Annotated in this window: 16 protein-coding genes and 2 tRNA genes; 13 read left to right on the forward strand and 5 right to left on the reverse strand. The window is 56.6% G+C overall.

The features are described 5' to 3' along the window. The first annotated feature begins 5 nt into the window (after positions 1-5). The 3 genes from EH55_RS08335 to EH55_RS08345 are packed head-to-tail and all read left to right on the forward strand — an operon-like array spanning position 6 to position 2,457. Positions 6-995 (forward strand): branched-chain amino acid ABC transporter permease, encoded by a 990-nt coding sequence (locus tag EH55_RS08335; protein ID WP_037976889.1) that lies wholly within the window; start codon positions 6-8, stop codon positions 993-995. After that, positions 995-1,744, forward strand: a complete 750-nt coding sequence (locus EH55_RS08340; RefSeq protein WP_037976687.1) for an ABC transporter ATP-binding protein — start codon at positions 995-997, stop codon at positions 1,742-1,744. Before EH55_RS08335 ends, EH55_RS08340 begins: the two co-directional genes overlap by 1 nt. Further along, complete coding sequence (locus EH55_RS08345; protein ID WP_141730522.1) at positions 1,744-2,457, forward strand: ABC transporter ATP-binding protein; 714 nt, start codon at positions 1,744-1,746, stop codon at positions 2,455-2,457. The genes EH55_RS08340 and EH55_RS08345 overlap by 1 nt, the downstream gene beginning before the upstream one ends. A gap of 60 nt (positions 2,458-2,517) precedes the next feature. Here the strand turns inward: EH55_RS08345 and EH55_RS08350 are convergent, their stop codons facing one another. Next, positions 2,518-3,033 (reverse strand): FmdE family protein, encoded by a 516-nt coding sequence (locus EH55_RS08350; protein WP_037976689.1) that lies wholly within the window; start codon positions 3,031-3,033, stop codon positions 2,518-2,520. 126 nt (positions 3,034-3,159) lie between these two features. On the opposite strand from EH55_RS08350, the gene EH55_RS08355 reads away from it, so the two are divergent. Both EH55_RS08355 and lysA read left to right on the forward strand, forming a co-directional pair. Next, a complete protein-coding gene (locus EH55_RS08355; RefSeq protein ID WP_037976691.1) occupies positions 3,160-4,341 on the forward strand; it encodes an NAD(P)-dependent malic enzyme in 1,182 nt (393 codons plus the stop codon). 11 nt (positions 4,342-4,352) lie between these two features. Continuing rightward, positions 4,353-5,564 (forward strand): diaminopimelate decarboxylase, encoded by a 1,212-nt coding sequence (gene lysA / locus EH55_RS08360; protein WP_037976893.1) that lies wholly within the window; start codon positions 4,353-4,355, stop codon positions 5,562-5,564. Between the two features lie 84 nt (positions 5,565-5,648). Here lysA and EH55_RS08365 read toward each other — a convergent pair whose 3' ends face one another. From EH55_RS08365 to clpB, 4 genes are all read right to left on the reverse strand, one after another. Then, a complete protein-coding gene (locus tag EH55_RS08365) occupies positions 5,649-6,758 on the reverse strand; it encodes a beta-alanine-activating enzyme beta-propeller domain-containing protein (protein WP_051682764.1) in 1,110 nt (369 codons plus the stop codon). Between the two features lie 60 nt (positions 6,759-6,818). Continuing rightward, positions 6,819-7,862 carry a [FeFe] hydrogenase H-cluster radical SAM maturase HydE gene (hydE, locus tag EH55_RS08370; RefSeq protein WP_037976693.1) on the reverse strand — a complete coding sequence of 348 codons (1,044 nt, stop codon included), beginning with the start codon at positions 7,860-7,862 and terminating at the stop codon, positions 6,819-6,821. 112 nt (positions 7,863-7,974) lie between these two features. Continuing rightward, the gene (gene htpG / locus EH55_RS08375; protein WP_037976696.1) at positions 7,975-9,852 is read right to left on the reverse strand and encodes a molecular chaperone HtpG; all 1,878 of its coding nucleotides are present in this window, start codon (positions 9,850-9,852) and stop codon (positions 7,975-7,977) included. Between the two features lie 136 nt (positions 9,853-9,988). Further along, entirely contained in the window at positions 9,989-12,610 is a 2,622-nt protein-coding gene (gene clpB, locus EH55_RS08380) for an ATP-dependent chaperone ClpB (RefSeq protein ID WP_037976698.1), read from the reverse strand. A 272-nt stretch (positions 12,611-12,882) separates the two neighbouring features. Between clpB and guaA the strand changes: the two genes are divergently transcribed. The 8 genes from guaA to argH all read left to right on the forward strand — a co-directional run bounded on the left by guaA (position 12,883) and on the right by argH (position 21,997). Then, positions 12,883-14,418 carry a glutamine-hydrolyzing GMP synthase gene (gene guaA, locus EH55_RS08385; protein ID WP_037976896.1) on the forward strand — a complete coding sequence of 512 codons (1,536 nt, stop codon included), beginning with the start codon at positions 12,883-12,885 and terminating at the stop codon, positions 14,416-14,418. Positions 14,419-14,788: 370 nt separating this feature from the next. Then, positions 14,789-15,631: an AraC family transcriptional regulator gene (locus EH55_RS08390; protein WP_037976700.1), complete on the forward strand. Its 843-nt coding sequence runs from the start codon at positions 14,789-14,791 to the stop codon at positions 15,629-15,631. A 324-nt stretch (positions 15,632-15,955) separates the two neighbouring features. Then, a tRNA-Gly gene (locus EH55_RS08395) sits at positions 15,956-16,031 on the forward strand. Between the two features lie 20 nt (positions 16,032-16,051). Beyond that, positions 16,052-16,126 (forward strand) — tRNA-Ala (locus EH55_RS08400). Between the two features lie 86 nt (positions 16,127-16,212). Then, positions 16,213-17,874, forward strand: a complete 1,662-nt coding sequence (locus EH55_RS08405; protein WP_037976703.1) for an NFACT family protein — start codon at positions 16,213-16,215, stop codon at positions 17,872-17,874. Between the two features lie 119 nt (positions 17,875-17,993). Then, positions 17,994-18,182: a hypothetical protein gene (locus EH55_RS14215; protein WP_141730523.1), complete on the forward strand. Its 189-nt coding sequence runs from the start codon at positions 17,994-17,996 to the stop codon at positions 18,180-18,182. Between the two features lie 185 nt (positions 18,183-18,367). Next, positions 18,368-20,329: a sodium-translocating pyrophosphatase gene (locus EH55_RS08410; protein WP_037976706.1), complete on the forward strand. Its 1,962-nt coding sequence runs from the start codon at positions 18,368-18,370 to the stop codon at positions 20,327-20,329. Between the two features lie 252 nt (positions 20,330-20,581). After that, the gene (gene argH, locus EH55_RS08415; RefSeq protein ID WP_037976708.1) at positions 20,582-21,997 is read left to right on the forward strand and encodes an argininosuccinate lyase; all 1,416 of its coding nucleotides are present in this window, start codon (positions 20,582-20,584) and stop codon (positions 21,995-21,997) included. Positions 21,998-22,232: the final 235 nt, after the last annotated feature.

A 22,232-nucleotide genomic window follows, 5' to 3' on the forward strand; every position in this document is an offset into this window, starting at 1 on the left:
CGGCGATGACTCTGACGAAAAAAGACAAACTCTGGTACGGATTTATCATAGTCGCGGCCATCCTGCCCTGTATACCCGGCGTCATCGGCGGCGGCTCCTTCTTCGGTCACGTCGCGACGATGGTGCTGCTGTACGCCGCTATGGCGCAGTCCTGGAACATCATAAGCGGCTACTGCGGGCAGGTCTCATTCGGGCACTCGGTCTTTTTCGGGATCGGCGCCTACGCCGCCGGGCTCGCCGTCGTCACCTTCGAAACTCTTCCGTGGTACGGCGTGCCGCTGGGGATGCTCGCCGCGGCTCTCGTCTCTATATTGATAAGCTATCCCTGCTTCAGGCTCAAGGGGCACTACTTCGCGATAGCGACCTTTGCGATAGTCGAGATATTCAACCGCCTCTTCATGATATGGGACGCGGTGGGCGGGGCTCTCGGCCTCGACTACCCGATCCTGCCGGACGGCTGGGAAAATTTTTCCTGGTCCGACACTAAGACGGGCTACTACATCGGCGCCTTGGCGATATTCATAGTCGTCTTCGGCGTCGTCCGCTGGATAGAGAGGCACCGCATGGGCTACTATCTGCTCGCCGTGCGCGAGGGGCAGGAGACGGCCGAGTCGCTCGGCGTCAACAGTACGATCGTGAAGCTCGGCGCCATGGCGCTCTCGGCCGCGCTCGCGGCTTTGTGCGGCGCCTTCTTCGCGCAGTACAACTACCGCGTCGACCCTCCGATGGTCATGTCGCTCGATATGTCGATGAAGTTCGTCCTCATCACGATACTCGGCGGAGTGGGCACCTTCTGGGGGCCCTTCCTCGGCGCGCTCGTGCTCATCCCGCTGCAGGAATACACAAGGGCATATCTGACCCATTTCGGCGCGGGTATCGACCTGATAATATTCGGCATAATAATCATCGTCGTGATGATAAAGGAGCCGCGCGGGATCATGGGGCTTATATCTTACTTTAAAAAAGATAAAGCTGAAGAGGGGGCGAAAAGTTGATGGCGCTGCTTGAAGTCAGGGACCTTACGATGAAATTCGGCTCGTTGCTTGCGAACAGCGATGTTTCCTTCGAAGTCGAAAAGGGTACGATCGTCGGATTGATCGGGCCTAACGGGGCGGGGAAGACTACGCTCTTCAACTGCGTCGCGGGGCTTTACAAGCCGACGTCGGGCAGGGTCGTTTTCAAAGGCGTCGACGTTACTAACCTTCCGGCTTACAAGATGGCGCGGCTCGGCGTCGCGCGCACCTTCCAGGTCGTCCGCCCCCTGAAGGAAATGACGGTATTTGAAAATATCATGGTCGGCGCCTATATGCGCACGAGCGACAGCTCGAAGGCCGCCGCAGCCGCCGAGCGCTGCATGGAACTCTGCTTCCTCGGCGACGACAGGGACCGTCCGGCGGGAGGGCTGACGATAGGAAACAAAAAGCGCCTGGAGGTGGCGCGCGCCCTCGCGACGGGGCCGGAGCTGCTGCTTTTAGACGAGGCCGTCGCGGGGCTCACTTCGACCGAGATCAAAGAAATGGTCGAGGTCATCGTCCGCCTGCGCAGGGAGGGTATAACGATACTGATGGTCGAACATATAATGGAGGCGATAATGCCGATAGCCGATAAAATAGTGGTGCTCGCGTCCGGCAAAAAAATCGCCGAAGGCGCTCCGGCGGATATAGTCAAAGACCCCGTCGTCACCACGGCGTATTTCGGCGAAAAATTCAGCAAGAGGCTCAAAGAACGGAAGGAGGGTGCGTGATGGCTGCGATGCTTGAAGTCAAAGACATTCACTGCTCCTACGACCACGTCCCGGTGATACAGGGCGTCTCTCTTGAAGTCAACGAAGGAGAGATAGTCGCGATACTCGGCGCTAACGGCGCCGGAAAATCCACGACGATGCGCACGATCGCCGGGCTGATGCATCCGACTTCCGGTTCGATAACATTCAACGGCATTGATATAACGAAGATGCCGGCTTCGTCGAGCATAAAGCGTGGGCTCAGCTACGTCCCGGAGGGGCGCAGGCTCTTTGCGAAGCTGACCGTGCGCGAGAACCTCGAGCTCGGCGCCTTTACGAGCGCTGACAGGACGGGCGTCGCCGAACGCCTCGAAGAGATGTTCGAACTCTTCCCGATACTGAAAAGCCGCGCCGCGCAGACGGCGGAGACGATGAGCGGCGGAGAGCAGCAGATGTGCGCTATAGCGCGCGGGCTTATGTCGCGCCCTAAGCTCATCATGCTCGACGAACTTTCGCTCGGCCTTCAGCCGAGTCTCGTCGAGAAGGTATTCGAAACGGTGAGGGAGATAAGAAAGCGCGGCGTGACGATCCTTCTGGTCGAACAGATGGTGCAGGAGGCCCTTGAAATATCCGACCGCGGCTACGTGCTTCAGACCGGCCGCATCGTCCATCAGGGCACGGCGAAGGAGCTCCTGAACTCCGACGAGGTGCGCAGGGCCTACATGGGCATGTGACCCCCGCCTACAATCGTAAATGAAATACCCCCGGCTCCGCCGGGGGGCGTTATTATTGCGCTATGCCCTTTCGAAGCAGTCGGCGCAGAGGAATTCTCCGTCCTTCACCCTCAGCCACGGCTCGGCCGTGAGCTCGCCGCAGCGCGCGCACTTTTGCGAGCGGTATATCTCCGCTGGCGGAGGCGTCTCTATCTTCGCCCTCTGGACGTCGAAAATTTCTTCGCTCTCCGCCTCGCGCATGAATTTTCTTTTTTCTTCCTTAGAGGCGAAGGCACGCTCTTTCAAGATTATCCTGAAGGACTTTCCGCTCTTCCTGTCGAAAAAGGTGAAGGCCTGCTTGCCGCGCAGCCTGAAAATCAGATTCCCCTTGCCGGCCGTGCAGCTGAGCAGCGCCTGAATTGCGTCCACTCCGCAGGCGTCGTTTTCCGTGACGCAGACGATTTCCTCGTCCTCCGACGGAGCTTCTATCCCGAACTGTTCCATAGCGCAGAGCGCGGCGCGAAAGCCGAGCAGCAGCCCGCCGCATTCGTGCCCGTGGAATTCTATGCACTTTCTGTATAAAAGCTCTCGCTCCATTTTTCTTCCCCCTTACGAAAGCAATTATACAGAAAACGGGCGAAGGATGACAATTTGCAAAGTTCTGATATTGGATGTAAACTCATTAAGCTTAATAAAATCTGTATGTGAAGTGGAGTCTGAATCATGAAGGAAGACATTTTTTCCAAATCGCTCGATATGCACAGGAAGCTTCGCGGCAAGCTCGACATACGCTGCCGCAAAGATATAGAGAATGTGCGGGATCTGGCGCTCGTCTACACGCCCGGCGTCGCCGAGCCGTGCCGCGCGATAGCGCGCGATGAAAACGAGCTGTGGAACGTCACGATAAAAAACAATCTCGTCGCGGTCGTCACGGACGGCACGGCGGTGCTCGGGCTCGGAGACATCGGCCCCGCCGCGTCGATGCCGGTGATGGAGGGCAAGAGCTGCCTATTCAAGCGTTTCGCCGGAATAGATTCGATTCCGCTCGCGATATCTACGAAGGACGTCAACGAATTTGTGAACGTCGTTTCAAAGATCGCCGTCTCCTTCGGCGGAATAAATCTTGAGGACATCTCCGCGCCGCGCTGCTTCGAAATAGAAAGCCGTCTTCAGCAGGAGCTCGACATACCGGTCTTCCACGACGATCAGCACGGCACCGCGGTGATAGCTCTCGCGGCTTATAAAAACGCGCTGCGCCTGACGGGGCGTTCACTTGCCGGCTCAAGGCTTGTGATAAACGGCGCCGGCGCGGCCGGAAGCTCGATAGCGCGCTACTTCCTCGCGGCCGGCGTTGAAGACATCATAATGTGCGACGTGAACGGCGCGCTCTGCGAAGGATACCCGCAAGGGCTTAACCCGGCGCAGGTAGAGCTTTCGAAGGTCACCAACCCCGAGAAGAAGCGCGGAGGCCTCGCCGACGTGATAAAGGGGGCCGACGCTTTCCTCGGCGTCTCGCGCCCCGGCCTCCTGACGGGCGACATGGTGCGCTCTATGGCGAAGGAGCCGGTCGTTTTCGCGATGGCGAACCCGACGCCTGAAATATTCCCCGACGAAGCCTTCGCGGCCGGAGCCGCGGTCGTCGCGACCGGCAGGAGCGACTTCCCGAACCAGGTCAACAACTGCCTCGGATTTCCTGGAATATTCCGCGGCGCCCTCGACGTGCGCGCACGCCGCATAAACGAAGAGATGAAACTCGCCGCTTCCGAGGCCCTGGCTTCGCTCGTAACGGACGCTGAACTGTCTAAGGACTATATAATCCCCTCCGCGCTTGACGAACGCGTCGTTCCGGCCGTCGCGCGCGCCGTAGCGGAGGCCGCGCGGCGCACCGGAGCCGCGAGGCTGTAGCGGTGCGCGAAATGTTTCTTCAGAAGGACGAAGCTTTTCAGCTGCTGGCCGACTTCGGCTCGCCGCTTTACGTCTACAGCGAGGGCATCCTTCGCGAACGCTGCGGAGAACTTCTGGAAGCGTTCGAAGGCCGCATAAAGCCGAGCTTTTCGGCAAAGGCTAATTCCAACCTCCACCTTCTGCGCATCATACGCGAAGAGGGCATAGGCGCCGACGCCGTCAGCCCCGGCGAAATATTTATCCTTGAGCGCGCCGGCTTTGAGAGCGGCGAAATATTTTACATCTGCAACAACGCGTCGGAGGAGGAGCTCCGCTTCGCGATCGACCGCGACATACTCGTCAGCGTCGATTCCCTGTCGCAGCTTGAGACCTTCGGACGCATAAACAGGGGCGGCAGCGTCGCCCTGCGCATAAACCCGGGCGTCGGCGCGGGGCACTGCGACAAGGTCGTCACGGCCGGGTGCGGCACAAAATTCGGCATAGACCCCGCTTGCTGCGGCGAAGCGAAAAAAATCATTGCGAAATATGAGCTGAAGCTCATCGGGATCAACCAGCACATCGGCTCTCTTTTCCTTGACGCGGGGCCCTACGTTAAGGCGGCCGGTATATTGCTTTCCATCGTTCTCAAACACTTCCCCGGGCTCGACTTTGTAGATTTCGGCGGCGGCTTCGGCGTGCCTTACAAAGAAGGCGAACGGAGGCTCGACTTCGGCGCCCTGCGCGACGGCCTCTTCCCGCTGATGGATTCCTTCGTCGAGCGCTACGACAATAAATACGTGCATTTCAAATGCGAGCCGGGGCGCTATATAGCCGCTGAGTGCGGCCTTCTGCTCGGCACCGTGAACGCTGTGAAGGAAAGCTTCGGGAAACGCTACGTCGGCACCGACCTCGGCTTCAACGTGCTGATGCGCCGCGTGCTCTACAACTCCTATCACGAGGCGCGCCTGCTCAGGAGGGGTGCGGCGGTGCAGCGCTCCGCGGTTCTCGCCGACGTCGTCGGCGACATCTGCGAGAGCGGCGACGTTATCGCCGAATCACGCCCCGTCGGCGACGCGCGCAAGGGCGACGTTATCGCGGTAGAAAACGCCGGCGCCTACGGCTATTCGATGGCGTCGAACTACAACAGCCGCATGCGCCCCGCCGAAGTCCTCATGACGCAGCGCGGCGAGTTCAAGCTGATACGAGCCGCCGATACCCTTGAAAGCCTGCTGGCGAATTTCTGACGCGCAGCGCTTTAGAAAAAAATTTATAAAAATCCGCCGTTTCCTATGGGAACGGCGGATTTTACGCACTTTGGAAAGCTGCGTTTATCTGATCGAACAGACGCTCCCTCCCGACGTCACCGCGATGATGCGCTCCGCCGTGACAGCCGGCGCGGCTACGACGTCGCCGTCGAGCGGAACGCTCCAGCTGACGCTGCCGCTGCCCGCGTCGAGCTCGTAAAGGCTGTCACTGTTGGAGCCTATATAAATTTTGTCTCCGAGCGCCGCCGCCGACGAGAAAACGGAAGCGCCGGTGTCGACCTTCCAAAGCTCCGCGCCGCTGTTCGCGTCGACCGCGGTGACCTTGCCGGAGATGTCGCCGAATATGACCCTGCCGTTATGTACGAGAGGCGAGGACTCTATCTGAGCCTTCGCGTCGTAGCGCCAGATGACCGCCTGGTGTTTCAACCGCGCGCAATAAAGCTTTCCGTCTTGGCTCGTGAAGTAGAGCATGCCGTTGGCGACCGCCGGAGCCGACATGATCGGGCCGCCGACTATGGCGCGCCACTTTAGCTTTCCCGTCGCGGCGTCGATCGCGAACATCTTGCAATTCTTGTTGCCGACGTAGACCACGCCGTCGGCGACGACCGGCGAGCCGGTGACCGCGGCGTCCGTTTTGAAACTCCATCTCTGCCAGCCGGTCTTTATCGAGACCGCGTAGACGAAGCCGTCGTTCGAGCCGAAGTAGACGGTATCGCCGTCGGTGGCGGGGGAGCTCTGTACGCCGCTGTGCGTCGTGAATCTCCATATCAGCCCGCCGGTCTCCGCGTCGAGGCAGTAGAGTCTGCTGTCGTAGCTTCCGAAATAAACTCTGCCGTTCAAGACGGCCGGCGACGTCGTGATCCAGTTCTCCGCTTTGAAACGCCACAAGTCATTTCCGGCCGCGTCTACGGCGCAGAAGTCGCCGTCGTTCGTGCCGAAGTAAAACTTCCCCTTGTAGGCCGCCGGAGATGAGGCTATGGCCTGCGACGCTTTGACCGCCGTCCATTCGCGCCGTCCGGAGAAGCGCTGTACGGGATAATTCCCCTCTTGATTCGCGCCCGTGCGCAGGGCGTTGTTCTTGAAGGTCGGCCAGTCCTGCGCGCAGGCGGCCGAAGCTGCGGCTATGATGACGGCGGCCGCTGCCGCCGCTTTGAAGAGATGTTTCGCTGTCATGTCGCTATACTTCCTTTCGTATTAGTTTTCGTCTGTTTCGGCCGCGCGGCGCAAAGCGGCTCAGCCTGCATAGTCCCCGCGGTCGGACACGACCTCGTAGCCTATCGCGTCCATACTTTTCTTTACCGATTCATACGCCGCTTCGGTCTCCGCGTCCGCGTTGAGCTTGTTGTCGTAGAGCATATATTTCCTGCGCACAGACATAGGGGAGATATTCGGCATGACCACGTTGCATCCCGCGAGCACCCCCATTTCGCGCCCGTTGTTTTCGACCGTGCCGAGGGCGGTGGTGGCGGGCAGCAGGACCTTGGGATTCATCAGCCTCACTATCGCGAGCAGGAAGAGCGTGAGCTCCGCGGAGCCCGGCTTTTCGTGTGCGAATGGCGTCTCGTGGTGCGGGATGAAGGGCCCCATGCCCACCATCTGCGGCGCGAATTCTTTTATGAAAAGCAGGTCTTCGACGATATTGCCGACGGTCTGGTAGGGGGAGCCGACCATCGAGCCCGCACCGACCTGGTAGCCGATCTCCTTAAGATTGCGCAGGCATTCCATCCTGTTCGCGAGGGAAAGCTCGGCCGGGTGCAGCCTGCGGTAATGTTCGGGGTCCGCGCTCTCATGACGCAGCAGGTAGCGGTTCGCGCCGGCGTCGAAGAAGCGCTGATAGCTTTCGCGCGGCTTTTCACCGAGCGAGAGCGTTATCGCGCAGTCGGGATATTCGGCGCGGATCGACGCGACTATATCCGTCATTATATCGTCGGTGTAATACATGTCTTCGCCGCCCTGAAGGACGAAGGTGCGGAAGCCGAGCGAATGCCCCTCGCGGCAGCACTCCATTATGTCTTCTTTTGTAAGACGGTAGCGCTGCACCTTTTTGTTGCTCCTGCGGATGCCGCAGTAGAGGCAGTCGTTACGGCAGTAGTTCGTCATCTCTATCAGCCCGCGCACGAAGATCTTCTTTCCGTAGTATTCACAGGCCCTTTCTCGCGCCAGTCCGTATAACATGCGCGCGCTCTCCCCGCTTCTGTTTTCGATGATGAAGCGCAGCTCGTCGCGTGTGGCATCCGCGGTTTTGTAAATAGATTCGATAATGTCGGCTGACTTCACGTTTCCAACTCCCGCACGAAAATCTCCCTCCGGAGGCAATTATATCTCATTTCGATATGAAAATCTTCCGCAAGAAAAAACGGGCCCCCGAAGGGGCCGCGTTTATGACGAACTATCTTTCGAGCAGCTTTCCGACGAGAGCGGTGAATTTCTTTCCGTCGGCGACCGGCTCTCCGTCGGCTATAGAGGCGAGCCCGTAAAGAAGGTTGGACCAGTCTACGGCGTCGAAGCCCTCCTTTTCGGATTCCAGAGCTATCTTTTTGATCAGCGCGTTGTCGGCGTTGATCTCCATTACGCGCTTTTCTTCCGGCACTTCCTGTCCCATGGACTTGAAGAAGTTCCTCATCTGCGGCGATATCTCCTCGCCCTTCTGCACGAAGCAGACGGGGGAATCTACGAGGCGGTCGGAAATTTTCACGTCCTCGACGAGGGCGCCGAGGGCGTCCTTTATCTTCTTGACGAGCCCGCTCTTTTCGATCTCCACGTTATTCTTTTCCTCTTTCTTCTCTCCCTCAGGCAGGCTGAGATTCTCCGCCGCGGCCGATACGAAATCATATTTATCGTATTTGCGCGCGTGATTTACCCATATCTCGTCCACCGGGTCGCTGAGCAGCAGCACGTTCACGCCCTTCTTCTTGAAAGCCTCGAGTTTCGGCGAGTTTTGCAGATTCTTCAGCGAGGAGCCCGTCAAATAATATATTTTGTCCTGCCCCGCCGGCATGTTGACGATATAGTCCTCGACGGAAGTCTTTTTGCCCTCGGAGCTCTCAAATACGCAGAGCTTTATCAGCTCGTCGCGGTGGCGCAGGTCTGAGATGATGCCCTCCTTGAGGACGATTCCGAAGGTCTGCCAAAATTTTGCGAATTCCTCGCCCTTTTCCTTCTTCATCTTCGCGAGCGTGTCGAGTATCTTTCTGACGAGGCTGCTCTTTATCTGAGACGCCATCCTGTCCTGCTGCAACATCTCGCGCGAGACGTTGAGCGACAGGTCTTCGGAATCTACCACGCCCTTTACGAAGCGCAGGTACTGCGGTATGAGCTCCTTGCAGTCGTTCATTATGAAGACGCGGCGGATGTAGAGCTGGACGCCGTGCCTGCCGTCCTGGTAGAAGAGATCCATCGGCTGGCGCGACGGGATGAAGAGCAGCGCCGTGAACTCACATGTCCCCTCGGCCCTGTAGTAGATGCGTTCCATCGGATCCTCCCAGTCGTGGGAGATGTGGCGGTAGAACTCGTTGAATTCTTCGTCTTTGATATCCTTCTGAGGGCGCGTCCAGAGGGCCTTCATGGAGTTCACCGGCTCTTCTTTTTCGTCCTCCTTCTTCTCCCTGCCCTTTTCCGTCAGATATATCGGGTAGCTGACAAAGTCGGAGTATTCCCTGATTATGCCGCGGATCGTCCATTCCGATAGATAATCCTTGAGTTCTCCTTCCTCCTCGTCTTTCTTTTCATCTTTTTTGATATGAAGAGTTATCGTGCTGCCGTTCGACGCGCGGCTGCCGTCGTCGATAGTGAAGGTGCCGTCGCCGGTCGATTCCCACTTCCACGCCTTATCCTCGCCGGCCTTCATCGTGTCGACCGTCACGTTGTCGGCCGCGATGAAAGCGGAGTAGAAGCCGACGCCGAACTGCCCGATGAGATTGCCGGCGCTGCCGCTCTTCGCTTCCTGCATCGCGCGGATGAATTCGTTAGTGCCGCTCTTCGCTATAGTGCCGAGGAAGGAGACGAGCTCCTCTTTGTTCATGCCTATGCCGTTGTCTGAGAAGGTCAACGTTCCGCTCTCTTTATCTATCGTGACGTCAATGCGCCCGTTCTTTGCGTATCCGGCGAGCTCAGGCTTGCTCAGGCTTTCGATGCGCAGCTTGTCTATGGCGTCGGATGCGTTGGATATGAGCTCGCGCACGAATATGTCGGGGTTCGAGTAGACTGAGTTTATCATCAGCTCCAGGACCTGTTTTGCCTCGCTTTGAAATTCCCTTTTTTCAGCCATTGAAAATCCTCCTAAGTGCTTATAAAAATTCTTTGCTATTATAAAATAAAACAGGACGTTTTATTTACTCCGTTCCGCCGCGGGTTGGAACAAACGGAGGCCGCCGCGCCGGGACGCGGCGGCCTGCCTGTGTGTTCTATTCTTTTTCGGCGTTCCCGAACTGGAAGTCGAAGGTCCCGCTTTTTTCCGCTATGCGTATCTTTCCGCCGTCGTTCACCGCGCCGCCTATTATCGCGCGGGCGATGGGCGTTTCGAATGTCTTTTGTATATAGCGCTTCAGCGGGCGCGCGCCGTAGACGGGGTCGTAGCCGTTCCTGGCGCAGAGGTCGAGCGCCCCGTCCGTCAATTCGAGCGCGATATTGCGCTCGTGCAGGCGCGCTTCGAGCTGTCGCAGCATCAGGCGGACGATATTGCGGATGTTGTCGAGCGTCAGAGGCTTGAAGCAGATTATCTCGTCTATGCGGTTCAGGAACTCCGGGCGGAACTTTCCGCGCAGCATCGACATGACTTCCTCGACGGCGCCCTGATTCAGGCTGCCCTTGTCGTCCATGCCGTCGATCAGCGACTGAGCGCCGATGTTGCTCGTCATGATGATGACGCAGTTTTTGAAATTCACCGTGCGTCCGTGGCTGTCCGTTACGCGTCCGTCGTCCAGTATCTGAAGCAGGATGTTGAAGACGTCCGGATGGGCCTTTTCTATCTCGTCGAAGAGCACGACGGAATAGGGATGGCGGCGCACGGCTTCCGTAAGCTGGCCCCCCTCTTCGTATCCGACATATCCCGGAGGCGCTCCTACGAGGCGGGAGACGGAATATTTCTCCATGTATTCGGACATGTCTATGCGGACGATGTTCTCCTCCGAGTCAAAGAGCGCCTCCGCAAGGGCCCTCGCAAGCTCCGTTTTACCTACGCCGGTCGGGCCGAGGAAGATGAAGGAGCCTATTGGGCGCTTCGGGTCCTTGATGCCGGAACGTGCGCGCAGCACCGCGTCGGCGACGAGGCTCACCGCTTCGTCCTGCCCGACGACGCGCTCGTGAAGCACCGCGTCTAAGTGCAGCAGCTTTTCACGCTCGCCTTCGACCAAGCGCGTGACCGGTATGCCGGTCCACTTCGCTACAATCTCGGCGATCTCGTCCTCGGTGACCTCTTCGCGCAGGAGCTTCTGCCCGCCGGCGGCAGCGCCCATAGCTTCCTCCTCTTTCTTGAGTTCGCCTTCAAGCTTGTTAAGAGTGCCGTAACGCAGCTGCGCGGCCGTGTTGAGATCGTAGCTGCGCTCCGCCTCTTCGATCTGATGGCGCACCTTCTCTATCTCTTCGCGCGTGCTGCGAATCTTTACGATGTCGCGCTTTTCCGTCTCGTACTGCGCGCGCAGGGTGTTCGCCTTCTCTCTTTCGTCGGCGAGCTCCTTTTGCAGCGCTTCGAGGCGTTCCATACTCGCCTTGTCCTTTTCGAGCTTCAGCGCCGCTTCTTCGATCTCCAGCTGCATCACGCGGCGATTCACCGTATCGAGCTCCGTAGGCAGTGAATCGATGTCGGTGCGTATCATCGCGCAAGCTTCGTCTATCAGATCGATGGCCTTGTCGGGCAGGAAACGGTCGGTGATATAGCGATTCGAGAGCGTCGCTGCCGCCACGAGCGCGCTGTCCTGGATCCTCACGCCGTGATGGACCTGGAAACGCTCTTTGAGGCCGCGCAGTATCGATATAGTGTCCTCGACGCTCGGCGGCTCCACCATGACGGGCTGGAAACGCCTTTCGAGCGCCGCGTCCTTTTCGATATACTGGCGGTATTCTTCAAGCGTGGTCGCCCCTATGCAGTGCAGTTCGCCGCGCGCAAGCAGCGGCTTCAGCATGTTGCCCGCGTCGAGGGCGCCCTCCGACTTCCCGGCCCCGACTATCGTATGCAGCTCGTCTATGAAGAGGATGATGCGTCCGTCGCTCTTCTTGACCTCGTCGAGCACCGCTTTGAGACGTTCTTCGAACTCTCCGCGGAACTTCGCGCCCGCGATGAGCGAGCCCATGTCCAGCGCAAAGATGATGCGGTCTTTAAGGTTCTCCGGGACGTCGCCGCGCATGATGCGCTGCGCCAGCCCCTCGGCGATGGCAGTCTTGCCTACGCCCGCTTCGCCTATCAGGACGGGGTTGTTCTTAGTTTTGCGGCTCAGGATGCGTATCGCCCTGCGTATCTCCTCGTCGCGCCCTATTACTGGGTCTAGTTTGTTGTCTCGCGCGGCCTTAACGAGGTCGCGCCCGTACTTTTCCAGAGCGTCGTACTTATCCTCGGGGGTGTCGCTGGTGACTCGCTGGTTGCCGCGCACCTCGGAAAGCGTCTTCAAAAAACTTTCAGGCGTTACGCCGAAAGTCTCGAAGACCTTTCCCAACGGGGAACCTTTCGTCTCGCTGAGAATCGCCAGGAAGAGGTGCTCTACCGAGACATATTCGTCCTTCATATTGTTAGCTTCGCTTTCGGCCTTCACGAGGATTTTCGAGAGCGTCTGTGAAATGTATATCCTGCCGCTCTCCTGCCCTGCGCCGGAGACCCGCGGCTTCCTTGAAAGCTCCTTCTCGACCGCCGCGGCGATGTTGTCGGCCGCGATGTTCATCTTGCTGAAGAGGCGTGGGATAAGCCCGTTCTCCTGCTTCAGCAGCGCCAAAGCAAGATGCTCGACGTCCACCTCCTGGTGCCCGAAGCGGATCGCCGTGTTTTGCGCCTCGTAGAAAGCTTCCTGAGATTTCTGTGTCAGTTTATTCATATCCATAACTATCCCTCCCGGGATGCAAATTTAACCAACCCTGACGTTGTAGGCATATTATAGTACATCAATGAATATCAAACAATAGGGTAAAATAATTTTTTTGAAAAAATTTTTCTTTGACGTTCCACGCAGTTCGGCGAAGACGGAAAACGCTCATGGCTTTGGCGGCATAAAATGTTGCCGCAGGCGTCTGGTAATTGGCGGGCGTTTATGTCATACTAACAGTCTGACGTAAAAACTACAGCCGGAGGTGTAGGGGCGTGTCCCTGATATGGATGGAAAGAGAGAACAGGATACTTATCATTGACTGCGGTTCACAATATACACAGCTCATAGCGCGCCGCGTGCGCGAGCTCGGCGTTTACAGCGAGATAATCTTTTGGGATTCGCCGAAGGAAAAAATCGCCGCGATCAACCCGAAGGGAATAATAATTTCCGGCGGGCCGCGGAGCGTCCTTGACGTCGGCTCGCCTGTGCTCTCGAAAAATCTGATAGCGGACGTGCCGGTCCTCGGCATATGCTACGGCATGCAGCTCCTCGCGCAGCTCTTCGGCGGCGTCGTCGAACGCGGAGAAGCGGCGGAGTACGGACACGCCGTCGTGGAGATCGAAGACAGCCGTCTTTTCTCGCGCTGCGGCGAAGATAAAAAGCTCGACGTCTGGATGAGCCATTGGGACGAGGTGAAAAAAGCGCCGGAGGGCTTCAGGGTCACGGCGAGGAGCGAAAGCGGGGCGCTTGCGGGCTTCGAATCCGCCGACGGCCGCGTCGCGGCGCTGCAATTCCATCCCGAAGTCGCGCACACGCCGAAGGGTAGGGAAATATTGTCCGCCTTCGTCTTCGACATCTGCGGCTGCAAAGCGGACTGGACTCTCGGCGCCGAGTGGGTCAGCCGCGAGATAGAAAAAATCCGCGAAAAGGTCAAGGGCGGCACGGTGATCTGCGGGCTCTCGGGCGGCGTAGATTCTACGGTCTCCGCGGCCATAACGCAGCGCGCCGTAGGCGACAGGCTTTACTGCGTATTCGTCGACCACGGGATGCTGCGCAAGGACGAGGGACAGCGGGTGATGGAGACATACCGCTCGCTCGATCTCAACGTCCGCTACGTAGACGCGGGCGAAAGATTTTTGAAAGCCCTCGAAGGCGTGACCGAACCGGAGCGCAAGCGCAAAATAATCGGCGAGCTCTTCATCCGCGTATTCGAAGAAGAGGCGCGCCGTATCGGCGGCTCCGACTGGCTGCTTCAGGGGACGATATACCCAGACGTCGTAGAGAGCGGACACGGAGGAGGCGGCGTGATAAAAAGTCATCACAACGTCGGCGGGCTGCCGAAGGATATGAAGATGGGGCTGCTCGAACCGCTGCGCGACCTATTCAAAGACGAAGTCCGCCGCGTCGGCAGAACGCTCGGCATAGCACCGCACTTTCTTGGCCGCCATCCCTTCCCGGGGCCGGGGCTCGCGGTGCGCTGCCTTGGCGAGCTGAGAAAAGAACGCCTGGACATACTGCGCGACGCCGACGCGATATTCATCGAGGAAATTCGCAATTTCGGTCTCTACGACGACATCTGGCAAGCCTTCTGCGTGCTCCTTCCCGTGCGCAGCGTCGGGGTGGTCGGCGACGTCCGCAGCTACGGCGAGACTATAGTGCTTCGTGCCGTCTCGTCCCTCGACGCGATGACGGCCGAGTGGGTGCGCCTGCCCTACGAACTGCTCGATACGGTGAGCCGCCGCATATGCAACGAAGTGCCGCAGGTGAACCGCGTGACGCTCGACGTGACAAGCAAGCCGCCGGCAACTATTGAGTGGGAGTGATAGTAAGAAATATGATTCTGTTGTAAAACGATTGAAAATATAGCATTTCGGAGGTTTTGCAGTGTAAAAAACTCTTGAGTGATACTGTTTTGATACTAAAAATGTAAAAAAGCAGCGTCAAAAGGGAGTTATTGAATTAAGCGAGTTTTACGAGCAATACTTATTGACCGAAGGGCAGTAAGGTAGGTAAATTGTTTAGAAAGCCTTCCATCATTTTGTGGTGGGAGGCTTTTGTGGATGTGATTAGAATTGTAAAATTTTGATTTGTAAGTACGTTTATAATCTAAGGATACCGTCAAAATTTGTACGGATATTGTAGGGTAGAATGTGCTAAAAACCTCTAAACTATAATTGAGAGGAGGAAGTCGTGATGAATATTATAATGGCATTTAATAAAACAATAGACTATATTGAAACGGTCTTAGATGGTGAAATAGACGAAGAGAAAATAACTTATTTATCAGGGTACTCATATCCGATGTTCAGTCGATTGTTTTCTATGTTGACTGAAATGACATTGTCAGAATATATAAGAAACAGAAGATTGACGGAAGCGGCTGTTTTATTAAGAGATACAAATGAAAAAATAATTGATATAGCTATTAAGTCTGGCTACGAATCATCAGATTCATTTGGAACTGCTTTTAAAAGTTTTCATGGATTTACTCCTTCCGAGGTAAGGAATGGGAAACCGTTCAAATTAGTTTCTCGCATTCAACTAGCACTGAGTGTAAAAGGAGGTAGAAGTATGAATATTACAATTCAAAAGAAAAAAGCGTTTGGAGTTGCAGGAATCAATGAACAAGGTATTGACTCATCGCTGTGTTCGGATGTATGGAAAAATCTTTATTCTAAATATAGTCATGAAGAATTAGCGGCACTTGGAGAAGGACAAAGTATCGGAGTTTGTCATGATGTAGAAAATCCTAATATTATAAATTATATGGCAGGTTATATTGTTGCAGATATAAATAAAGCTAAAGAAATGGGATTTGATGTTTTAGAAATTGAAGAAAACGAGTATGCTGTTGTTGAACTGAATGGAAGTGTACCGGAATGTATTCACGAAGGGTGGAAATATGCCATGGAAGTATTCTTTCCGGAACATGGATATGTTCATTCAGGAGATCCGGATTTTGAATATTATTATGAAGGAGATATGCACAACCAAGATTACAAAATGGAATTATGGATTCCGATAGTCAAGGCGTAAAATTTATAATGCGGGATGGGATGGGATGGGATGGGATGGGATGGGATGGGATGGGTGTTCGGAAAGACTCTTCAAGAGCTAAAAAAAAGACAAATCGCAGCTCAACATGAACGTACTGCGCAAGAGTGCGCTTGCGTTGTTAAATCAGGCTAAATACGGTCGTTTAAGCAAGAGGAAGGAAGATGATGTTCAAAGCAGCCCTTAACCCACAGCTCTTGCTTGATATCTTGTTTGCTCATAAAAAGTAAATGCTGTGGCCTTGGGAGCTTCCCGCCTTTTTCTTGACACATACAGGGCTCGATGGTATTATATCTGCCGTTGCGGGCGGAAATAGCTCAGCTGGTAGAGCGATGGCCTTCCAAGCCGTAGGTCGCGGGTTCGAGTCCCGTTTTCCGCTCCAGGTTTACCCGCGTTTTTGATGGGGCTGTAGCTCAGCGGGAGAGCACTTCCCTCGCACGGAAGGGGTCGGGCGTTCAAATCGCCTCAGCTCCACCATCTTAATGAGGGTTACGGCCTGCGGCTCATTCGCAGGCCATTTTTTTATCCTTATGAGCCGTGCGCTCATCTCGGCGGTGATTGAAATGTCTTTCGGTCCTGAGCTCGTATGGTTTTGGAGAAGAGAGATCGAAGCGTCCTTCTGTGGCAAGCGCGTACAAAGGGTTGACGGCGGCAATAATTCGGCGATTATCTCCTTCGGTCAGGCTGAACTGCTGCTCTCATGGGACTCGGCCCACTGCGGCGCGGCTGTAGTATCGCAGAAGGAACGGAAAAATTTTCTATCGTCAGCAACGCATATGCCGCAGATCACTAACGCTTTGAGGAGCCACCTCGTCGGCGCTGAATTTTTTTCGGCGGATCAGCTGCGGCGCGACAGGATTTTAAAACTGTCGTTCCGTAAGACGGTAGGCGCCGGTTTTTCAGTCGTCCGCTACGTTTTCTTCGAGTTGATGGAGCGTTTCAGCAATCTGCTTATCACCGACGAAAAAGGTACGATCATCGAAACGGCTAAGCATATACATCCGTCCGACAACGCCTTCCGCAGTATTCTTCCGGGTCTCAGCTACAGCATGCCGCCGCTTTTTGAAGGAATTTCGCTCGAAGAGTGGCTCGCATCTCCTAGGGCTTCCGAGATTAATAGAATAGCCGGCTTCGGTAAAAAGCTGCTTAGGGCTCTTTCAGAGCAGCCGCTTGATGTATCGGAGCGCTTCCTTAGAGCTTTTTACAGCAGTAACGAAGCCGATATAGAATTTATCCCGCAAGCGCTTGGCAATTATATTACAGTTCTTCCTGGGCTTCTGCCCGGCGCGGCGCGTCTGTCGAAGGGTGGAAGCGGCACGGCCGCGGTCCTCGCGCCGCTGCGCTACGCCGCTTTCGATGCGCGCAGGAAGAGGGTCCTCTCTCTGCTGGAAAAGGAAATACTTCGCAGAGAGCGGCAACGCGCTGATATAAACGCGTTGATCGCGGGGCGCGGCGCTGAGCGCTTCAAACAGTACGGCGAGCTGATAACCGCGAACCTATGGCAGATAAAGCCGGGCGCGCGCGAAGCTGAGTTGAGCGGCTACAGCAAAGACGGCGGCGTTTATTCTCTTAGCGTTCCCCTTATTGCCGGCGTATCGCCGCAGAAGTGCGCGGAGATATATTTCTCGAAATATAAGAAGATACGAAGCGCCGCCGAACGCGCGGCCGCCCTGCTGCCGCGCATCGAAGAGGAGCTTGCAGGCTACGCCGAGACGCTTGAAGCGGCGCGCGCGGTGACAGATGCCGGCAGCCTTGTGATGATAGAAGAGGAGATCGGCGCTATAAAACCCGCTGCGGGCAGAAAAAATGCGAGAGCGAAGAAAAAGGAGCAGCTGCCGCCGCATTTGCGCTTCGAGTTCGACGGGGCGATCGTTTTCGCGGGGCTTTCAGCAAAGGGTAACAGATACGTCACCTTTAAACTTGCAAACTCCGACGACATATGGTTTCACGCTGAGGGCGTGCCGGGCTCCCATGTGATACTGCGTCATTCCGCCGCACTGTCTGCAAAGGAACGCGGCGACCTGTTGGATTTCTGCGCGTCGCTCGCGGTTTTTTACAGCAAAGCTAAAGAGACCTCTAGATGGCGCGTCGATTACACTGAGCGGAAGTACGTCAGCCCGATACGCGGCGGCGTGGCGAACGTCACCTATAAAGAATTTTCGTCGATTGCCGGCAGCGGCGCTTATTGGCGTGAGTATCTCGAAGAGCGGAAAAAAGATTCATGACGGCGCGTGCTGCTCTGACTGCTCCGCATGAACGGCGGCGAATGTCCCCGCATATGAAAGTTTTACGCGTGCTTTGAGGGCTGTTTCGCTTTGTTCGGGGAGAATAAAAAAAAGAAGCAATGAAAATCAATCTATATGACGCAGTAGAATTAGACGGTGGACGGATTGTAGCAGTAGTTGCAGATGACGTTGCCGGTTTTTTATTATGCGAAGATGAATCAAAGGTGGAAGAGGAGTCTGCTTCTGGTAAAGACTGTGGCTGGATCGTCAGTGTGCCAATCTTCAAAGTAAAAAGAGTGATAAGCTGACGATAAACATAAAGTCAAAAGCGGCGCCTATGTTATTGCGAAAAACCGGATAAAAATGGAGAGTGAGGAAGCCATTAAACGATTAAAAAATAATGCGGTTGATTATTGCGCCTCTTGAAGATATAATGTTTCATTGGCTTGAGAACGGGCCGATAACATAAATTTGTCAGGGGGCGCTTCAACTAATGAATCTTTTAGCGATAGTAGGAGTGACGGGAGTGATCGCGCTGCTCTTCGCGGCAGCAGCGTCGTGTAAGATCTCCGGTTTTCGTGTGGAGAACGAGCGGGTAAAAGAATTATCCGGCATTATACAGGGAGGGGCCATGGCCTTCCTCTACAGGGAGTATAAGACCCTCGTCCCATTCGTCATCATAGTGGCGGCCATCCTTGCGTGGAAGATAAACGTTCCCAGCGCGGCGTGCTTTGTGGCAGGCGCTCTTTGCAGCGGTCTGACGGGCTTTATCGGTATGAAAGTGGCCACCAAGTCGAACGGCAAGACCTCATTCGCCGCCATGCACGGCATGAACGACGCCTTGAAGATCGCCTTCACCGGCGGCAGCGTCATGGGCATGACGGTAGTCGGAGTAGGTCTTTTAGGCGTCATCGCCATGTACTATATCTTCCCGAGCCCCGAAGTCATCACGGCCTTCGGCTTCGGCGCGAGCTCCATAGCGCTCTTCGCGCGAGTGGGGGGAGGCATCTACACCAAAGCGGCCGACGTTGGTGCAGACCTCGTCGGCAAAGTCGAAGCCGGCATCCCGGAAGACGACCCGCGCAACCCGGCGGTCATAGCGGACAACGTCGGCGACAACGTCGGCGACATAGCCGGTATGGGTGCCGACCTCTTTGAATCATACGTAAACTCGATAATCGCGGCCATGGCCATAGGTGCGATGGCGTTCGACCAGACGGGAGTCTACTATCCGCTCCTACTTGCGGCGGTAGGCATAATCTCCTCGATACTCGGCACCTTCTTCGTTCGCGTAGGTGAAGGAGGCGACCCGGCGAAAGCCCTGCGCATGGGGCTCGGCATCACGGGCGTCTTCATGCTCGTCGGCACCTTCTTCATCACAAAATGGATATTCCACGGAGACATCACCCTCTTCTGGGCGGTCCTCTCGGGAGTCCTCTGCGGGCTGCTCATCGGTGCGGCGACTGAATACTACACCTCCGGCGACTACGGCAGCGTCAAAGAAATCGCCCAGGCCTCCGAGACTGGTGCGGCGACCAACATCTTGGCGGGACTCGGCGTAGGCATGAAATCGACGGCCATCCCCGTCATCCTGGTCTGCTGTGCGATAATGGCCGGAGTATTCTTCGGCGGGCTCTACGGCATATCCTGCGCGGCCGTAGGCATGCTCGCCATAACCGGCATGGCCCTTTCAGTAGACGCCTACGGTCCCATAGCCGACAACGCGGGAGGCATCGCCGAAATGGCCGAACTCCCCGAAGAAGTCCGCAACATCACCGACAAACTCGACGCCGTCGGCAACACCACGGCGGCCGTCGGCAAAGGCCTTGCGATCGGCTCCGCCGCGCTCACGGCCCTTGCACTCTTCGTGACCTTCGCGCAGGCCACGCGGCTCAAAGCGATAGACCTACAGAACCCCGCCGTGATGGCCGGACTCTTCATCGGCGGGCTGCTCCCCTTCATCTTCAGCGCCTTCTCCATCCAGGCCGTCAGCCGCGCCGCTGAGAAAATGATCGAAGAAGTCCGCCGTCAATTCCGCGAAATCCCCGGTATAATGGAAGGCACGGGACGTCCGGAATACGAGCGCTGCGTAGACATCTCGACGGCGGCAGCGCTGAAAGAAATGATAGTTCCAGGGCTCATGGCGGTCCTTGCTCCCGTAGCGGTAGGCTTCCTGCTTGGTCCGCAGGCGCTGGGCGGCATGCTCGGCGGCTCCATAGTCACGGGAGTAATGATGGCCATCTTCATGTCCAACGCTGGAGGGGCGTGGGACAACGCTAAGAAATTCATCGAGTCCGGTGCGCACGGCGGCAAAGGCAGCGCGCCCCACGCCGCGGCGGTCGTCGGCGACACGGTGGGCGACCCGTTCAAAGACACGGCCGGCCCGAGCCTCAACATACTGATCAAGCTGATGTCCGTCGTCGCTACCGTACTCGCTCCGCTCTTCGTTATGTAGTCACAGCGTAACGAAATTTGAAAAATTTGCGTAATAGCGGGCGGCGCCTTATAAAGGGCGCCGCCCGCCGCTTTTTTCGCGAATCGCAATGAGGGCCGCCCGTAAGCGTTTTTGCCGCGGCCCAGGGCGTGCGGTATTTCGGAGGATCCGTATGCCCGGCCGCCACATTCCTCAAGCTCATTTTATATACGGCTTTCTATGATGTATAATTCTCGCAACTTTAACGAAAGGGCGAAAGGGAGTGTGCCGAATATGTGGAAGGGACGTTTTGCGCAGGACACCGACGAGGCCGTGATAAATTTCACGCAGTCGCTCGACCTGGACTGGCGCATGGCTATGGCGGACATACGCGGGAGCGTCGCGCACGTAAGGATGCTCGCCCACACGGGGCTTCTTGCCGCCGACGAGGCCGCAGTGATAGAAAAAAACCTGCGCGAGATCGCGGATGAGATAAAAAAAGGCGAATTCACGCCGAAGCTTTCACTCGAAGACGTTCATATGAACATCGAGTCGCGCCTGATAGAAAAATGCGGCGCGACAGGCGCGCGGCTGCACATGGGGCGCAGCCGCAACGACCAGGTGAACACGACGGTGCGCCTCTATCTGCGCAAAGAGCTGCTTGATATCTGGGAGGGGCTGGAAGCGCTCATTGCGACGCTGCTGGAAAAGGCGGAGGAACACGCCGACGTCGTAGTGCCGGGCTACACGCACCTGCAGCAGGCTCAGCCGATATCGATGGGGCACTTCTGGATGGCCCACGCCCAGGCGTTCATGCGCGACGCGCGACGCCTATGCTCCGCTTACGACGCCGTCGACGAATCGCCGCTCGGCTGCGGCGCCCTCGCCGGCTCGACGCTGCCGCTCGACCGCGAATTCACGCGCGCCGACATGGGCTTCGCCCGCATCACGGAGAACAGCATGGACACGGTCGCGCACCGCGACCATTTCCTGGACGTCCTCTACTTCGCGGCGGTCTTCGGCACCCACGTCAGCCGTCTCTCCGAAGACCTGATAATTTATTTCACGACGGAGTTCGGCTGGCTTAAGCTGCCCGATTCCTTCTGCACCGGATCGAGCATAATGCCGCAGAAAAAGAATCCCGACGTGCTGGAGCTGCTGCGCGGCAAGGCGGGGCAGCTGACGGGCGCGCTCGTCGACCTGCTGACGACGGTGAAGGGTCTTCCCCTCAGCTACGACCGCGACCTGCAGGACGATAAGCGCAGCCTCTTCCGCTCGCTCGACTGCCTGAAGGGAATATTCTCGGTGCTGCCGGCGCTGCTGAAAAACGTAGGGGTAGATGAGGAGCGCGCGAATAAAGGCTTTGCCGACGGGCTTATACTCGCTACGGACGTCGCCGAGTATCTCGTGCTGCGCGGCGTGCCCTTCCGCATCGCGCACGAAAAAGTCGGCCGCGCCGTGCGCTGGTGTATTGAAAACAAGAGACCGCTCGACAAGCTGACGCTCGCCGAATGGCAGGCCCTTATCCCTGAGGCCGAGGAAAGCCTTCTGCCGCTGCTCACGCCGCGCCGCTCGGTGGAGCGCAGGAACACCTACGGAGGGACGTCGCCGCAGCAGCTGCGGGCTCAGATAGGGCGCGCGAAGGAAAAGCTCGCCGCCTATGAAAAAGAGCAGGCGGCGCACCGGGAAAAACTCCCCGACATGCTCTAAATCAATAAACGGCGGCGATAACGGCATACCGGGCGGACGTGGAAAGGAGCCTCTGCAGGGGCCCCTTTTCTTCATGGACGAAAATCCGAAAATCCAGCAAGCTTAATAAAGTGCGGCTTCTGCGGGCGTACAAGGCCCTATTCTTAATTCGTTGCCGAGTTTGAATATAGCAAACGGAAATTCATTATTCTTTAGCGCTTGTATTGACATCGAAGGGGGCAGATGTTATAACTTA

It is taken from the genome of Synergistes jonesii (assembly GCF_000712295.1).
Lineage (GTDB): Bacteria > Synergistota > Synergistia > Synergistales > Synergistaceae > Synergistes > Synergistes jonesii.

Coding starts and splice junctions, on each gene's coding strand:
- EH55_RS08365 (WP_051682764.1), bottom strand. CDS start 6,758: ATGACAGCGAAACATCTCTTCAAAGCGGCGGCAGCGGCCGCCGTCATC.
- EH55_RS08355 (WP_037976691.1), top strand. CDS start 3,160: ATGAAGGAAGACATTTTTTCCAAATCGCTCGATATGCACAGGAAGCTT.
- EH55_RS08410 (WP_037976706.1), top strand. CDS start 18,368: ATGAATCTTTTAGCGATAGTAGGAGTGACGGGAGTGATCGCGCTGCTC.
- EH55_RS14215 (WP_141730523.1), top strand. CDS start 17,994: ATGAAAATCAATCTATATGACGCAGTAGAATTAGACGGTGGACGGATT.
- htpG (WP_037976696.1), bottom strand. CDS start 9,852: ATGGCTGAAAAAAGGGAATTTCAAAGCGAGGCAAAACAGGTCCTGGAG.
- EH55_RS08345 (WP_141730522.1), top strand. CDS start 1,744: ATGGCTGCGATGCTTGAAGTCAAAGACATTCACTGCTCCTACGACCAC.
- EH55_RS08340 (WP_037976687.1), top strand. CDS start 995: ATGGCGCTGCTTGAAGTCAGGGACCTTACGATGAAATTCGGCTCGTTG.
- argH (WP_037976708.1), top strand. CDS start 20,582: ATGTGGAAGGGACGTTTTGCGCAGGACACCGACGAGGCCGTGATAAAT.
- EH55_RS08405 (WP_037976703.1), top strand. CDS start 16,213: ATGTCTTTCGGTCCTGAGCTCGTATGGTTTTGGAGAAGAGAGATCGAA.
- guaA (WP_037976896.1), top strand. CDS start 12,883: ATGGAAAGAGAGAACAGGATACTTATCATTGACTGCGGTTCACAATAT.
- EH55_RS08335 (WP_037976889.1), top strand. CDS start 6: ATGACTCTGACGAAAAAAGACAAACTCTGGTACGGATTTATCATAGTC.
- clpB (WP_037976698.1), bottom strand. CDS start 12,610: ATGGATATGAATAAACTGACACAGAAATCTCAGGAAGCTTTCTACGAG.
- EH55_RS08350 (WP_037976689.1), bottom strand. CDS start 3,033: ATGGAGCGAGAGCTTTTATACAGAAAGTGCATAGAATTCCACGGGCAC.
- lysA (WP_037976893.1), top strand. CDS start 4,353: ATGTTTCTTCAGAAGGACGAAGCTTTTCAGCTGCTGGCCGACTTCGGC.
- EH55_RS08390 (WP_037976700.1), top strand. CDS start 14,789: ATGAATATTATAATGGCATTTAATAAAACAATAGACTATATTGAAACG.